This is a genomic window from Streptomyces peucetius (genome assembly GCF_025854275.1).
Taxonomy (GTDB): Bacteria; Actinomycetota; Actinomycetes; order Streptomycetales; family Streptomycetaceae; genus Streptomyces; species Streptomyces peucetius_A.
The window spans coordinates 3140656-3155117 of record NZ_CP107567.1 but is presented as its reverse complement, the minus strand read 5'-3'; the positions used below and the strand labels follow the sequence as shown (position 1 = coordinate 3155117).

The window sequence follows — 14462 nt, the reverse complement described above, 5'->3', positions numbered from 1 at the left end:
TCGGACAACGGTTCGGTACAACCGGCAACCGCTTGTCGGTGTCGGTGTATACGCTTCAGTCCGCTTGAGTCCCTTTCCCTTGTCCAGGCCCTCCAGGAGCAGGAATGCACGGCCACGGCTTCGCGCCGCCGCAGCCCCGGCGCCCTTCGACGGCGCTGCTCGTCGTCGTGCGTATCGTCTTCGTGGCGCTCGCCCTGCTCAGCTTCGGACTGCTGGCCTGGGGCACGATGCTGCGCATCGCGATCATGAGGGCGCGGCGGTCGGACTGGCTGCTGTTCTGGCTCTCGCTCGTGACCGCCGTGACGTGCCTCGTCGTGATCGGGGAGTTCTCCGACGCGGGAGAGCCGTCGGCGGCCGAGAAGCCGCCGACGCCGGTGGACTACGTGTGCATCCTGGTCATGCTGGGGCTCGCGCTCGGAGTCCCCACGCACTACCTGGTCGCGGACATCCGCCACTACCAGGACCCGCGCCCGGCCGCGGGATGGCCGCCGCAGGCGGGTTCGCGGTACGGTCCGGCGATCCCGGCCGCGGGACCGTACGGGATGCCGCAGCAGCCGGCCGGCTACGGCTACCCGCCCGCGCAGCCCCTGCCCCAGTCCCCGGTCCCGCCTGCGCGGCCCCCGATACCGCCGCCCGCCGCCCCGTCCACGCCGCCGGCCTCCGCCCCCGCCCCCGCCCCCGGCACCGGGCGGATCGACCAGGTCCGCGCCGAACTCGACGAGCTCAGCGACCTGCTCCGCAAGGAAGAGGGCAAGTGAACGGCCGCGTCATCGCGCACCGTTACGAGCTGTCCGCGCTCATCGGCCAGGGCGGCATGGGCCAGGTCTGGACCGCCTACGACGGGCGCCTCGACCGCCGCGTCGCCGTCAAGCTGCTGCGGCCCGACCACATGGCCGCCGCGACCGCCGCCGACGAGATGCGCCGCCGCTTCGTCCGCGAGTGCCGTGTGACGGCCCAGGTCAGCCATCCCGGTCTCGTCACGGTCCATGACGCCGGCAGCGACGACGACGACCTGTACCTCGTGATGCAGTACGTCGAGGGGGCCGACCTCGCCGACCACCTCGCAGAGCACGACCCGTACCCGTGGGAATGGGCCGTCAGCGTCGCCGCCCAGCTGTGCGCGGTGCTCGGCGCGGTGCACGCCGTGCCGATCGTCCACCGCGACCTCAAGCCGCGCAACGTGATGGTGAAGCCCGACGGCACGGTGACCGTGCTCGACCTCGGTGTCGCCTCCGTCATCGACAGGGACACCACCCGGCTCACTCACACCGGTTCACCCATCGGCAGCCCCGCCTACATGGCCCCGGAGCAGGCCATGGGCGGCGCCGTCGGCCCGTACACGGACCTGTACGCCCTCGGCGTGCTGCTGCACGAACTCCTCAGCGGGAACGTCCCCTTCGCCGGCTCCACCGCGCTCGGCGTCCTCCACCGTCACCTCTACGAGCCGCCGCTGCCGGTCCGTCAGCTGCGCCCCGAGGTCCCCGAGCCGCTGGAGGCCCTCGTCCTGCGGCTGCTCGCCAAGGACCCGGAGCACCGCCCGTCCGGCGCACAGGAGGTGTACGAGGCGCTGGCCCCGCTGCTGCCCGCGCGCGGCGCGCCGACCGGGCCGCTCGACCCGACGCGCCCGTTCCTGCGGCCGCACGCCCCGTGGCCCGACCGGGTCTCCGCCGCGCCGCCCCCGCCGCTCGCGCCGCCGTCCGCGCCGGCGCCGAAGCCGGACGTCGCCGCCGCCGTCGACGAGGTCAAGCGCCTCCTCGGTGAGGGCAGCATCACCCGGGCCGTCGACATCCTCGGCGGCATCCTCCCGGCCGCGGCGTCCGAGCACGGCGAGCACTCGCCCGTCGTGCGCATCCTGCGCAAGCAGTACGCGGCGACCCTGATGGACGACGGCCAGTACCGCCGCGCCCTGCCCGAACTGCGCCGCCTCGCCGACGACCGCACCGCGGAGGCCGGCCCTGCCGACCCGCAGTCGCTGCAGTTCCGCCACGACGCGGCCGTCTGCCTGGAGCAGCTCGGCCGGCCCGCCGCGGCGCTCGCCGAATACCGCGCGGTCCTGCCGTTCTACGAGACGGCCGACCACGACCGCGCACTCCAGGTCCGCCACCGCATCGGCCATCTCCTGCTCGCGGTCGGCGACCACACGGCGGCGCAGCAGCAGTTCCGGTCACTGCTGTACGACGCGGAGCGCGCGTACGGCCCCTACCACCAGCTTCCCGCGGAACTGCGCCGCGCCCTGGAGCGCCAGCAGCAGTTCCGCACGGGCTGAGCGGCTTCCGTACGACCACCGGCACACCCGACCGATACACCCACCGGCGGCGGAACGTGCCGCAGGGGCCCATTGGTGACGAGTCACCGGAACATGCCCTACCGCAGGCGGAATTCGGACAAGCCCGTCCCGTGAAGAGCCTGTGGCGCATGTGTGGCGGCAGGCGCCCGAGGCCGCGGTGGCCGGAACGCTGACCCGGTGCTTCACCGGCCCCTCACAGTCCGTCCTCGAACACGTTGCGACGGTCGCCCCGGTCGCCCGACGGTGACTCATGGGTAGCCGAGGCCGGATTGATGAACCGTCAATTGACTGAGACACGTCAATCCGACCACGAAGGACCCGGTCATCCCGGACGACATGTGGGCGGACCACCAGCGCATCAAGCAGTACTCGGGTGATGTCACGGAGACCTACGGCGGGGTGACGCTCGACATCGACGCCAATCTGCTCGACGTGGGCGAAGGCGCCGTTCAGCCGCCGGTGAAGAAGGACACCGCCCTCGCATGGTCCGGCCCCGCCACCGTGTCCAACGGATCGCCCGCCGCCCTGGCGGCCGTGCTCACCGAGAAGGACGGCGGCGCACCGGTCGCCCATCGCAAGGTCGGCCTCGCTCTGGGCACGGGCGCGAGCGCACAGACCTGCGAGGCCACGACCGACGCGGACGGCAGGGCGACCTGTACGGTCGCCGCCGTGAACCAGCCGCTGAACGCGGACGCGACGGTCCCGGCCACGGCGAAGTTCGCGGGAGACGACGCCTTCAAGGAGTCGCTGACATCCGCCGTGCTGAAGCTCCAGCACGTGACCGGCAGGGCCTTCGGCATCAAGGGCGACGTTCCGCTGCTCGGCCTCCCGGTCCGTATCGAACCGACACCCGACACGGGCACGGTCCGCTCAGCGGGAGCCGGGACGAAGGTGCCCGCCTGCGCGGCCGGCGTCGACGCGCTGGTGCTGTCCGCCGACACCCTGTGCGCCAGGGTCGAGACCCGGACCGGCCCCAGCGGCGCCACGTCCACTGCGAGCGTGGAGGAGGCAAGGATCGGGATACCCGGGCTCCCGGTCGTCGCTCTGTCGGGCGTCAAAGCCACGTCCACCAGCAGCTGCACCGGCACCACGGGCAGCACCGATCTGACGCTCACGGTCGCCGGGACACCGGTGGAGGTCGGCGACGTCCCGAACGTCACGGTCGACCTGGGAGTCGGAGCCAAGCTCGTGGTCAACGAGCAGATCCGGGCCGCCGGCGGACTCACCGTCAACGCGGTGCATCTCACCGCCGCGGGCGGTATCGACATCGTGGTCGCGTCGAGCTCCACCGCCGCTCACAACTGCGCGTGAAAAGGGGGGAATCACCGTGAAAAGGCTCGTATCGAGAACAAGGCGCATGTCCGCGCTGCTCACCCTGGTAGCAGCGTTCGCCCTGTCGCTGACGGCCCCGGCCGCAGCGGCGGAGGCGCCGGAGACCGGCATGCCCACCACAGGGGTCATGGCAAAGCCGGACTTCCTGGCACCGTTCGAGTGCGGTTCCGAGTGGACCTATTCCACCTACCCGGGACACGGGAACGTCCTGGACTTCATCCGCTCCGACGGCAAGCCCTCGCTCGGCTCACCCGTCCTCGCCTCGGCAGCCGACACCGCCCCCCGGCACTACGAGGAGGGCGGCGCGGGCCAGTACATCGTGATCGACCACGGCGACGGCTGGCGCACCGAGTACATGCACCTCGACACCTACGGCGTCGAGGACGGAACCAAGGTCGCGCAGGGCGACAAGATCGGCACTGTGGGGAGCACGGGCGGCAGCACCGGTCCCCATCTGCACCTCCAGCAGAAGCTCGACGGCCGGCTCCAGGATATCGAACTGGAGGGCAAGTCACTGGTGCCGTACCCCGGTGAGTACGGCGAGAAGTTCATCAAGAGCACCAACGGCTGCGACGGCGGCGAGGACCCGCCGGCGCCCGTCCAGAAGGACACCCGGCTCACCTGGACCGGACCCGGCAGCACTTCGAACGGCTCCGCGGTGAAGCTGTCGGCCACGCTCAACGAGAAGGACGGCGCCGCACCGGTCGGCGGCCGCGAGGTCAGCTTCGCGCTCGGCGCCGGAGCGAGCGCTCAGACCTGCGAAGGCACGACGGACGCGCAGGGTTCGGCGAGCTGTTCCATCGCCTCGGTCGACCAGCCGCTCACCGCGGACGCGACGGTACCGGTCACCGCGAAGTTCGCGGGCGACGACGACTACAAGGCGTCCGACACGTCCGCCGCGCTCAAGCTGCAGTACGTGAGCGGACGGGCCTACGGCCTCACCGCACGCGTACCCGTCCTGCTGCTGCCGATCAGCATCGTCCCGACCCCCGACCCCCGACACGGGCCGGGTCCGCACCGCCGGCGCCGAGACCCAGGCCCCGCCCTGCGCCCAGAACATCAACGCCCTGGTCCTGACCGCCGACGCCCCGTGCGCCAAGGTCGTCACGACCTCCGGCCCTGGCACCTCGACCGCCACCGCGACCCTGGCCAGGGCCACCGTGGGCCTGCCGGGGCTGCCGGTGGTCGAGGCGTCGGGCGTGACCGCCACCTCGACCAGCAGCTGCACCGTGAAGGAGGGAACCACCAGTCTCGACCTGAGCATCGCGGGAGCCCCGGTCACCGTGCCGGACACCCCGAACCACACGATCGACCTCGGCATCGGGGCCAAGCTCGTCGTCAACGAGCAGACGCAGACCGCCGACGGGTTCACGGTCAACGCACTGCATCTGACGGCGCCCGGCGGCGTGGACGTCGTCATCGCCTCCGGCACCAGCGGCGCGCACAACTGCGCCTGATCCGCAGGCACCGCACACCGGAGAGCCCGCACTCGAGGGGAACGCCCCGCACTCGCCGAGTGCGGGGCGTTCCCCTGCCGCCGTGCGGGAGATCAGCCTGTCCGGGAAGCGGGGCTCTCAGTCGGCCCGCAGGAACGCCGATGTGGACACCCGCCCCAGCATCCGCAGCCGGGACGTGCCCTCGGCGAGGTGCTTGTCCAGCGCGTCCTGGACGCCCGGCCACTTGTTGTCGCCGTAGTCGTCGAGGACCACGATCCCGCCCGGAGCGGCGATCTCCTCGACCCACTCCAGGTCGGCCCGCACCCCGTCCTCGGAGTGGTCGCCGTCGACGACGATCACCCCGTACTTCCGGTCGGAGACCGCGGCCCGCACCTCGGGGTCGGAGGAGAAGCCCTGCTGGATCCGCGAGGTGTAGGCCCCGGGGCTGCCGGCCAGCGCCAGGTTGGCCCGTACGACGTCCTCCCGCACAGGGGTGCCCGTCGGGTCGGCGGCCTGCGTCGTGCCCGGCTGGAGCTGGGACCCGGCCAGCGGGTCGACGATCGTCAGGTCGGGCTCGACGCCCGCCCGGTGCACCATGCGCACGAGCGCGGAGGCGAACAGCCCGTACAGGGTGCCGATCTCGAGGACGGCGCCGTTCGGCGGCGACAGCAGCGGAACGGTGGCGAGCTTGCCGCAGATGTTGGACGTGGAACCGGCCAGCCGGCCCACGCCGAGCGCCTCCAGCGCGACGACCGTACGGAAGGCGACCACGACGCTGCGGCGGGCGTGGTCGCTGCCGCTCACGTTCCTGACCTCCCGCACCAGCCGGTCGATCTGGTGGGTGGACGGGACGCGGCTGGTGCCCCGGCCGGTGCCGTCGAGGAGCAGTCCGACCGCGTACTGCTGCTTCCGCATCTCGGCCACCTCCTGGCGCAGAGCGTCGAGGTCGGACTTCATACCGCGTCTCACACGCTGCTCGATCATGGTGAGGGCGGGACGCAGAGCGCGCTTGGTCACACGGTTGCGGAGAAGGGCCATGCCCGGGAAAGTACGCGTGAACAACCCACGAGCCCACCAAGCTCCGGTGCTGGGCAGATGAAGTCTTGGTGTCACGGCGGCGACGGGTACGGGGCGTTGTCGCCGGCCCCGGTACCACGTCCGGCACGCGGTCCGGTTCTGCGGTGCGGCCCTGCGGAACGGCGTGGGCATTGCCGGGTGTGTCACCCTGATCGTGGCGGTCGTCGCGCTGAGCGGGGCCGTTCTTCCTGGTGGAGGCGACCGGTGCCGGCCTTCCCCGACAGGACGACGACGAGCGGAACGGGCGCGCGGGGGAACTGGTAGGGCGATGACGGTACGCGGCCAGATCGTCAGGTTCGCCCTGGTCGGGGGGGTGAACACCGGGACGTACTACGGTCTCTACCTGGCGCTGCTGACCTTCCTGCCGTACGTGGCGGCGCACGTCGTCGCCTTCCTGCTCAGCATGGTCGGCTCGTTCTTCCTGACGTCGTACTTCACCTACCGCACCCGGCCCACCTGGCGGAAGTTCCTGCTGTTCCCGCTGACCAACGCGGCGAACTTCGTGGTCACCACGTGCGGGGTGTACGTGCTGGTGGACGTGCTCCGCCTCGAGCGCACGTACGCGCCGCTCGTCGCGGCGGCCGCGGCGATCCCGGTCACGTTCGTCGTCTCCCGGCTCGTCATGCTCGGCCCGGACCGCGCCGCCGAGTCCGCGCCGGAGACGGAGCGGAACCCGGTCGGCTAGCCGCGTGCCGGCGTCGTGTCCGCCGCCCGCTTCCGACCGGTCGGCGAATCGTTTGGCGAATCAGTGGCCCACGCCACTGAACACTGCCTAACATCGATCACCGCAAGGCTTTGTGCACCGATGCACAAACTCGGCCCCGGGAGGCTCCTTTGCACCGCCGTCGTCGCACCGCGCTCATCCTCTCCGCCGCGCTCGTCGCCGCCGCGCCGCTTCTCGCCGCCTGCGGCGACCAGTCCCACCCCGGCGCCGCCGCGGTGGTCGGCGGCCAGCGGATCGATGTGTCCGCAGTCCAGGCGAAGGTCCAGGACGTCCGCGACGCCCAGCAGCTCTCGCCCCAGTCCGAACAGCTGATCAAGGACACCGGGCAGCTCGGCCGCGCCAAGCTGTACGACCTGATCGTCGACCGTGTCGTGCAGCGCGCCGCCGACGACGCCGGGGTGAGAGTCAGCCGCAAGGAGATCCAGGACGAGCGCGGCCGGCTCGTGGAACAGGCCGGGGGCGAGGAGCAGCTCGTCGCCATGTATCTGCAGCAGCGCGGTGTCGCCCCGGACCAGGTCGACGACGCCGTGCGCCGCGACATCCTGGTCGGCAAGATCGCCACGGCGATCGGCGCGGCCAACAGCCCCGACGGCCAGCAGCAGCTGAACGAGACGTTCACCGCCGCCGCGAAGTCCCTGGACATCGACGTGAACCCGCGTTACGGGGCCTGGGACGACAAGAAGCTCGAGCTCGGCACGTACAAGGCGCCCTGGATCACCGAGGTGTCCCGGGCCGAGGAGCCCGTCGAGGCCGGGGCGTAGGGCGGCCTCGTCCCCGGATCGTTCCCGGTCCGGACCAAGGCCCCCGGCCGCGGGCGGTAGGTTCGAGGTGTGACCACCGAAGCATCCGCAGCCGGCCGTATCGTCCTGCTCACCGCCAGCCACCGCGTCGCCCCCGGACTGCTGTCCTGGCCCGCGTGGCAGACGCTGCACGCCGCGGACCGGGTGCTGTGCGCCGACCCGGCGCACCGGCAGCTGCCGTACCTGCGGGAGGCGGGCATCACCGTCGAGCACGCCGCGCCCGCGGCACAGGAGCTCGTGGACTACTGCGCGGCGGGCGGCCGCACGGTCGTCGTGCTGGCCGCGGGCGAGGGCGAGACGGCCCTGACCGACGGCCTGGCCCGCCTCGGCGGCTCCGGCCGGGTGTCGATGCCGGACCTGGAGCTGCTCCCGGGCGCGTACGACCTGCCCGGAGCGCGGCTGCTGGACCTCGTGGAAATCATGGACCGGATCCGCCGCGAATGCCCCTGGTCGTCGCAGCAGACCCACAAGGGCCTGGCCAAGTACGGCATCGAGGAGGCGTACGAACTCGTCGAGGCCATCGAGGACGGCGACCGGGACGAACTGCGCGAGGAACTGGGCGACGTGCTGCTCCAGGTCGTCTTCCACGCGCGCATCGCGGAGGAGGACGCTCAGGAGCCGTTCTCGGTGGACGACGTCGCCGCCACAATCGTCGAGAAGCTGATCCACCGGCACCCGCACGTCTTCGGTGAGGAGACCGCCTCGACCCCCGAGGAGGTCAAGGCGCACTGGCTGCGGACCAAGGCGGTCGAGAAGCAGCGCGAGTCGGTGACGGACGGCGTCCCGCTCGGCCAACCGGGCCTCGCGCTGGCGGCGAAGCTCGCGTCCCGGGTCCGTACGGCCGGCCTGGGCGTGGAGCCGCCCGCCGGAGAGGGCATCGGTTACGAGCTCCTCTCCCTCGCCGTACGCGCCGAGGCGGACGGCGTCGACCCGGAGGCGGCGCTGCGCGCGGCGGCCCGGGCCTACCGGGACACGATCCGGGCGGCGGAGGGCCGGCCCGGTAACGTCGAGGGGTGAACGACCCGAACACCGCGCCCGAGCTCTTCACCTGGGAGTTCGCGACCGACCCCTACCCCGCCTACACCTGGCTGCGCGAGCACTCGCCCGTGCACCGCACCCGACTGCCCAGCGGGGTCGAGGCATGGCTGGTCACCCGCTACGCCGACGCCCGGCAGGCGCTCGCCGACCAGCGGCTGTCGAAGAACCCGGCGCATCACGCCGAACCCGCGCACGCCAAGGGGAAAACGGGCATCCCGGGCGAACGCAAGGCAGAGCTGATGACGCATCTGCTGAACATCGACCCGCCGGACCACACCCGGCTGCGCCGCCTCGTCTCCAAGGCGTTCACACCGCGGCGGGTGGCCGAGTTCGCGCCCCGGGTGCAGGAGCTGACCGACCGGCTCATCGACGACATCTTTGAAAAACAGCACAGCGCGGAGAAGGGGGAGGCGGACCTCATCCACGAGTTCGCGTTCCCGCTGCCCATCTACGCCATCTGCGACATGCTCGGCGTCCCGCGCGAGGACCAGGACGACTTCCGCGACTGGGCCGGGATGATGATCCGGCACGGCGGCGGCCCGCGCGGCGGAGTCGCCCGCTCCGTGAAGAAGATGCGCGGATACCTGGCCGAGCTGATCCACCGGAAGCGGGAGGATCCCGGCGAGGACCTCATCTCGGGACTCATCAAGGCATCCGACCATGGCGAGCACCTCACCGAGAACGAGGCCGCCGCGATGGCCTTCATCCTCCTGTTCGCCGGCTTCGAGACCACCGTCAACCTCATCGGCAACGGCGTCTACGCACTGCTGCGCAACCCCGGGCAGCGGGAGCGCCTGCAGGCGTCCCTCGCCGCCGGGGAGAGCGGCCTGCTGGCGACCGGAGTGGAGGAACTGCTGCGTTACGACGGGCCGGTGGAGCTCGCGACCTGGCGCTTCGCCACGGAGCCGCTCACCGTCGGAGGGCAGCGCATCGCGGCGGGCGACCCCGTGCTCGTCGTCCTCGCGGCCGCCGACCGCGACCCGGAGCGCTTCGACTCCCCCGACACGCTCGACCTGTCACGGACCGACAACCAGCATCTGGGGTACGGCCACGGGATCCACTACTGCCTCGGCGCCCCCCTCGCCCGGCTCGAGGGGCAGACCGCACTGGCCACCCTGCTCCGCAGAATGCCGGACTTGCGGCTTGCGGGAGATCCGGACGATTTGCGCTGGCGTGGGGGTCTCATCATGCGTGGATTGCGCACTCTGCCCGTTGAGTTCACACCTCAAACAAACTGACGCAGCGTCACTTCTGTGACTTTCACGTGATCTCTGCTGCATCGACTTGTGACTCACGTTCGAATGCCGCTACGTTCACCAGTCACTCGGCACGCATCAGCAGGCCGCAGAGTTCACAGCTGTCACGCGAAAGGCAACCGCATGCTCTCCGGGAACGGACGACACCGCCGACCCCGCCAGGCTCCGGCCCTCATCGTCGCGGCAGGGGTGACCGGTTCGGCCATCGCCATCCCGCTGCTCGGCGCCGGCTCGGCGTCCGCCGCCGACGCGAGCACCTGGGACCGCGTCGCCGAGTGCGAGAGCGGCGGGGCCTGGAGCGCCGACTTCGGCAACGGCTTCTACGGCGGGCTGCAGTTCTCGCAGGAGACCTGGGACGCCTACGGCGGCACCGCGTACGCGGCGAGCGCCGACCTCGCGAGCCGCTCCCAGCAGATAGCCGTCGCGGAGAAGGTGCTCGCCGCCGAGGGCCCCGGCGCCTGGCCCGCCTGCGGCCCCCTCGCCGGACTGCAGGACGACGGCGCGGAGGCCGATGTCGACCCGGGCATCCTGCCGCTGCCGCAGGAGAGCGACGCGACGGCCGGCGAGCCGTCGCCCGACGCCTCCGACTCGCTCGGCATCCTGGACCCGGCGGAACCGGCCGACCCGGCCGACGCCACGGGCGGCGACGAGACGTCCGAGGGCTCCACGGGCACCCCGGACGCCTCCGATGAGTCCGGTGGATCGGACACCGGCGACACGGCCGAGTCGTCCGGCGACGCCGCCGGCGACCCGGCCCCCAAGGACGGTGACATCGGCGCCGGGCCCACGGACGGTGCCGCCGCGACGGACCCGTCCGGCGAGGCGACGGCCGGCACCGGCAAGCACCGTGGCGAGCCCGCCGACAGCGAGGCCGGGACCGGCGATTCGGGTGATGCCCGTGAAGGCGGACGCCACGCCTCAAGGGGTGACAGTTCCGGCCGTCAGGGCGCGGACGGGACAACCGGCCCCGGCGTGTACACCGTTCAGCCCGGCGACAACCTGTGCGACATCGCCGCCGCGCACGAGGTGCCCGGCGGGTGGGTGACCCTCTACGAGGCCAACGAGGAGACCGTCGGGGCCGACCCCGACCTCATCCTCCCCGGTCAGCACCTCGATCTGAGCCTGACTCAGCGCTAGTTCGGGCGGGGGTTCGTGGGCTTATGTCCGCTTCGTTCGAGTGAGACAAGGGTCTCTTCGCCCGGATTGGCGCGCATCGCCCGACGAATGCGGCCACTCTGCCCCTCACCTGCGAAAACGGACATCTGCCGGTGTTCGTTTCGGGCGTTTCCTCCCCGATGTTCGACTTTGAACATCGGGGAGTCCTGTGTCTACGGTCTGAACCGCTCGCCACCGCGGGCTCCGTCGACCGATACGCCGAATCCTGCCGTCGGTCGGGGGAACAGTCGTCGCTCAGAGCGCCGAAGGCAGGAGCGGGGGACCCAAGGTAAGTGCCGGAACCGTTCGTTCGGATCGAGAGACCGACGGACCGGAGCCGGCTGGGGGTGAAGCCCGCGCGTCCCACGGACGTGCGGCCGGGCAACTCACGGGCCCGAACCCGACAGCTCACCTCGTAGGCGTCGGTGAGGAGAAGTTCCATGCTGCGTTCTTCCGGCAAGGCCAAGCACCGTCGCCCGTCGAAGGTCACCCGTCTCGTCGCGCTCGCCGGTGTCGCCGGCGCCGCCATCGCCGCCCCGGTCCTCGGCGCGACCTCCGCCTCCGCCGCGACCGCCTCCGAGTGGGACGCCGTCGCCCAGTGCGAGTCCGGCGGCAACTGGTCCATCAACACCGGCAACGGCTACTACGGCGGCCTGCAGTTCTCCGCCTCCACCTGGGCCGCGTACGGCGGCACCGCGTACGCGGCGACCGCCGACCAGGCGTCCAAGGCGCAGCAGATCGAGATAGCCGAGAAGGTCCTGGCCGGTCAGGGCAAGGGTGCCTGGCCGAGCTGCGGCGTCGGCCTGTCCAGCGCCTCCTACGACGGCGGCTCCGCCGACGCCGCGCCGGCCCAGCCGTCCGAGGAGCGCGCCGAGGCGCCCACCACGCGCTCCGAGCGCACCGAGGCCCCGGCCCCGGCGGAGAAGGCCGGGGAGCCCGCCGCTGCCGCGCCCAGGGCCGAGGGCTTCAAGAAGGGTGACGGCGAGTACAAGGTCAAGGCCGGCGACACCCTCAGCAAGATCGCGGAGGCCGAGAAGGTCAAGGGCGGCTGGGAGAAGCTGTTCGACCTGAACAAGGACATCGTCGAGGACGCCGACGTGATCCACCCGGGCCAGCAGCTCCACCTGAGCTGACCCTCCCCCGCGGCCCTGCGGCCGTGGGCGGGGCACCTTCTCGGCGTCGCGGCGCCGGGGAAGCCCCCACCCGTTCGAAACGGGACCCGAGCACCCCGGTCCGGCGCGCCTTCCCCCGTACGCGCCGGGCCGGGGCCCGGTCCGTAGCGGCGCGGGTCCCCAAGCGCCGGTTACTCGCAGGTAGATACCGCCTTGTTTGTCCCCTCCCACGGGTCTTGATGCCCTTTTTCGTCCCAGGGGGCGGGCATCGGCCGGCCTTTGCGCCCGGGACGGTTAGGCTCTTGCCGCAAGGCCAAGCAGACCTCTGCACTTTTCTCGCGTCACATCCCAGAAGGAGATGCTCGTGCCGTCCATCGACGTCGTCGTAGCCCGGGAAATCCTGGACTCCCGAGGCAACCCCACGGTCGAGGTCGAGGTTGGCCTCGACGACGGCAGCACGGGTCGTGCTGCAGTTCCGTCCGGCGCCTCCACCGGTGCGTTCGAGGCTCTCGAGCTCCGCGACGGTGACCAGAACCGCTACCAGGGCAAGGGCGTCGAGAAGGCCGTCCTCGCCGTCATCGAGCAGATCGGCCCGGAGCTCGTCGGCTACGACGCCACCGAGCAGCGCCTGATCGACCAGGCGATGTTCGACCTGGACGCCACCCCGGACAAGTCCTCGCTCGGCGCCAACGCCATCCTCGGCGTCTCCCTCGCCGTGGCGCACGCCGCCTCCGAGGCCTCCGACCTGCCGCTCTTCCGCTACCTGGGCGGCCCGAACGCGCACCTGCTGCCCGTTCCGATGATGAACATCCTGAACGGCGGTTCGCACGCCGACTCCAACGTGGACATCCAGGAGTTCATGATCGCGCCGATCGGCGCCGAGTCCTTCTCCGAGGCGCTGCGCTGGGGCACCGAGGTCTACCACACCCTCAAGAAGGTCCTGAAGCAGAAGGGCCTGTCCACCGGCCTCGGCGACGAGGGCGGCTTCGCGCCGAACCTCGAGTCCAACCGCGCCGCCCTCGACCTCATCCTCGAGGCCATCAAGGAAGCCGGTTACGCCCCGGGCAAGGACATCGCGCTCGCGCTCGACGTCGCCGCGTCCGAGTTCTACAAGGACGGCTCGTACGAGTTCGAGGGCAAGTCCCGCTCGGCCGCCGAGATGACCGAGTACTACGAGGAGCTCGTCGCCTCGTACCCGCTGGTCTCCATCGAGGACCCGCTGTTCGAGGACGACTGGAACGGCTGGAAGGTCCTCACCGAGAAGCTCGGCACCAAGGTCCAGATCGTCGGCGACGACCTCTTCGTCACCAACCCGGAGCGTCTGGCCCGCGGCATCGAGGACGGCGCCGCGAACGCGCTGCTCGTCAAGGTCAACCAGATCGGCTCGCTGACCGAGACCCTCGACGCCGTCGAGCTCGCGCAGCGCAACGGCTTCAAGTGCATGATGTCCCACCGCTCCGGCGAGACCGAGGACGTCACCATCGCCGACCTGGCCGTCGCCACCAACTGCGGCCAGATCAAGACCGGCGCCCCGGCCCGCTCCGAGCGCGTCGCCAAGTACAACCAGCTGCTGCGCATCGAGGAGATCCTCGACGACGCCGCGGTGTACGCGGGCCGCAGCGCCTTCCCGCGGTTCCGCTTCGAGGGCTGATCACCGGCTGACGCCCTGTCGTCCGTACGTCCCCGGCCGCGGTCCCGTACCGTGTCCGGGGACGTCGGCGTGTGAAGGGGAGGCGAGGGGAATGGCGCGCAGGCCGGAAGCGGACAGGTTCTCCACCGCGACCAGGCTGCGGCTGCTCGGCGAGCAGACCGCCGCCCGTGTCTACCGCTCCCAGAACCGCCGCCAGGCCCGCCGCTCCCGCCTCACCGGACGCGCCGCCTTCCTCGCTCTCGTCGTCTGCTCGCTCGTCGTGGCGCTCGCCTACCCGATGCGCCAGTACGTCTCCCAGCGGGCGGACATCGCCGAGCAGGAACGCCTGATGGACGAGGCACGCCGCCGAGTCGAGCAGCTCAAGGACGAGAAGGCGCGTCTGCGGGACGACATGTACATCCGCCGGCTCGCCCGGGAGCACCTGCACTACGTACTCCCAGGGGAGACCGGCTACACCATGATCGACCCCGAGGCCGCGGAGCAGCAGCGCGAGGAAGGCGGCGCGGCCGACCGGCCCTGGTACTCGAACGTGTGGAACGGCGTGGACAGCGCCGACGGCCCGCAGCAGAAGTAAGTCTCCGCAGCAGAAGCAAG

The 14462-nt window shown here is 71.4% G+C and carries 12 protein-coding genes, 2 pseudogenes and 1 riboswitch; of the genes and pseudogenes, 13 read left to right on the top strand and 1 reads right to left on the bottom strand.

Annotated features, from left to right (window positions below; translation table 11 throughout):
• The first annotated feature begins 104 nt into the window (after nucleotides 1-104).
• The 5 genes and pseudogenes from OGH68_RS14315 to OGH68_RS36155 form a co-directional block, all read left to right on the top strand.
• Nucleotides 105-758 (top strand): hypothetical protein, encoded by a 654-nt coding sequence (locus OGH68_RS14315; protein WP_264244102.1) that lies wholly within the window; start codon nucleotides 105-107, stop codon nucleotides 756-758.
• Nucleotides 755-2266 (top strand): serine/threonine-protein kinase, encoded by a 1512-nt coding sequence (locus tag OGH68_RS14310; protein WP_264244101.1) that lies wholly within the window; start codon nucleotides 755-757, stop codon nucleotides 2264-2266. Before OGH68_RS14315 ends, OGH68_RS14310 begins: the two co-directional genes overlap by 4 nt.
• A 357-nt stretch (nucleotides 2267-2623) precedes the next feature.
• Nucleotides 2624-3598, top strand: a complete 975-nt coding sequence (locus tag OGH68_RS14305; RefSeq protein ID WP_264244098.1) for a DUF1906 domain-containing protein — start codon at nucleotides 2624-2626, stop codon at nucleotides 3596-3598.
• Nucleotides 3599-3644: 46 nt separating this feature from the next.
• Nucleotides 3645-4043: pseudogene (locus tag OGH68_RS36420) on the top strand (M23 family metallopeptidase); the annotation flags it as partial.
• Between the two features lie 577 nt (nucleotides 4044-4620).
• Nucleotides 4621-5076: pseudogene (locus tag OGH68_RS36155) on the top strand (choice-of-anchor P family protein); the annotation flags it as partial.
• 117 nt (nucleotides 5077-5193) lie between these two features.
• Here OGH68_RS36155 and OGH68_RS14290 read toward each other — a convergent pair.
• Complete coding sequence (locus OGH68_RS14290; RefSeq protein WP_264244091.1) at nucleotides 5194-6093, bottom strand: class I SAM-dependent methyltransferase; 900 nt, start codon at nucleotides 6091-6093, stop codon at nucleotides 5194-5196.
• A 307-nt stretch (nucleotides 6094-6400) separates the two neighbouring features.
• Here OGH68_RS14290 and OGH68_RS14285 point away from each other — a divergent pair, with 307 nt between their 5' ends.
• The 8 genes from OGH68_RS14285 (at nucleotide 6401) to OGH68_RS14250 (ending at nucleotide 14442) form a co-directional block, all read left to right on the top strand.
• Nucleotides 6401-6817: a GtrA family protein gene (locus OGH68_RS14285; RefSeq protein WP_264244088.1), complete on the top strand. Its 417-nt coding sequence runs from the start codon at nucleotides 6401-6403 to the stop codon at nucleotides 6815-6817.
• 149 nt (nucleotides 6818-6966) lie between these two features.
• Nucleotides 6967-7617 (top strand): SurA N-terminal domain-containing protein, encoded by a 651-nt coding sequence (locus OGH68_RS14280; protein WP_264244087.1) that lies wholly within the window; start codon nucleotides 6967-6969, stop codon nucleotides 7615-7617.
• 69 nt (nucleotides 7618-7686) lie between these two features.
• A complete protein-coding gene (locus tag OGH68_RS14275) occupies nucleotides 7687-8673 on the top strand; it encodes a nucleoside triphosphate pyrophosphohydrolase (protein WP_264244086.1) in 987 nt (328 codons plus the stop codon).
• A complete protein-coding gene (locus OGH68_RS14270) occupies nucleotides 8670-9932 on the top strand; it encodes a cytochrome P450 family protein (protein WP_264244085.1) in 1263 nt (420 codons plus the stop codon). Before OGH68_RS14275 ends, OGH68_RS14270 begins: the two co-directional genes overlap by 4 nt.
• 207 nt (nucleotides 9933-10139) lie before the next feature.
• Nucleotides 10140-11087, top strand: a complete 948-nt coding sequence (locus OGH68_RS14265) for a transglycosylase family protein (protein ID WP_319020205.1) — start codon at nucleotides 10140-10142, stop codon at nucleotides 11085-11087.
• A 269-nt stretch (nucleotides 11088-11356) separates the two neighbouring features.
• Nucleotides 11357-11542: riboswitch (cyclic di-AMP (ydaO/yuaA leader) on the top strand.
• Nucleotides 11543-11545: 3 nt separating this feature from the next.
• Nucleotides 11546-12238, top strand: coding sequence for a transglycosylase family protein (locus tag OGH68_RS14260; protein ID WP_413470982.1), 693 nt, complete (start codon nucleotides 11546-11548; stop codon nucleotides 12236-12238).
• A gap of 337 nt (nucleotides 12239-12575) precedes the next feature.
• On the top strand, nucleotides 12576-13868 hold the full coding sequence (eno, locus tag OGH68_RS14255) for a phosphopyruvate hydratase (protein WP_264244080.1): 1293 nt from the start codon (nucleotides 12576-12578) through the stop codon (nucleotides 13866-13868).
• 91 nt (nucleotides 13869-13959) lie between these two features.
• Entirely contained in the window at nucleotides 13960-14442 is a 483-nt protein-coding gene (locus OGH68_RS14250) for an FtsB family cell division protein (protein WP_264244077.1), read from the top strand.
• The last annotated feature ends 20 nt before the right edge of the window (nucleotides 14443-14462 follow it).

What these genes read in the sequence shown, in the direction of transcription:
- OGH68_RS14315 (WP_264244102.1), top strand. Translation starts at nt 105, where the DNA reads ATGCACGGCCACGGCTTCGCGCCGCCGCAGCCCCGGCGCCCTTCGACG.
- OGH68_RS14305 (WP_264244098.1), top strand. Translation starts at nt 2,624, where the DNA reads ATGTGGGCGGACCACCAGCGCATCAAGCAGTACTCGGGTGATGTCACG.
- OGH68_RS14290 (WP_264244091.1), bottom strand. Translation starts at nt 6,093, where the DNA reads ATGGCCCTTCTCCGCAACCGTGTGACCAAGCGCGCTCTGCGTCCCGCC.
- OGH68_RS14285 (WP_264244088.1), top strand. Translation starts at nt 6,401, where the DNA reads ATGACGGTACGCGGCCAGATCGTCAGGTTCGCCCTGGTCGGGGGGGTG.
- OGH68_RS14260 (WP_413470982.1), top strand. Translation starts at nt 11,546, where the DNA reads ATGCTGCGTTCTTCCGGCAAGGCCAAGCACCGTCGCCCGTCGAAGGTC.
- eno (WP_264244080.1), top strand. Translation starts at nt 12,576, where the DNA reads ATGCTCGTGCCGTCCATCGACGTCGTCGTAGCCCGGGAAATCCTGGAC.
- OGH68_RS14250 (WP_264244077.1), top strand. Translation starts at nt 13,960, where the DNA reads ATGGCGCGCAGGCCGGAAGCGGACAGGTTCTCCACCGCGACCAGGCTG.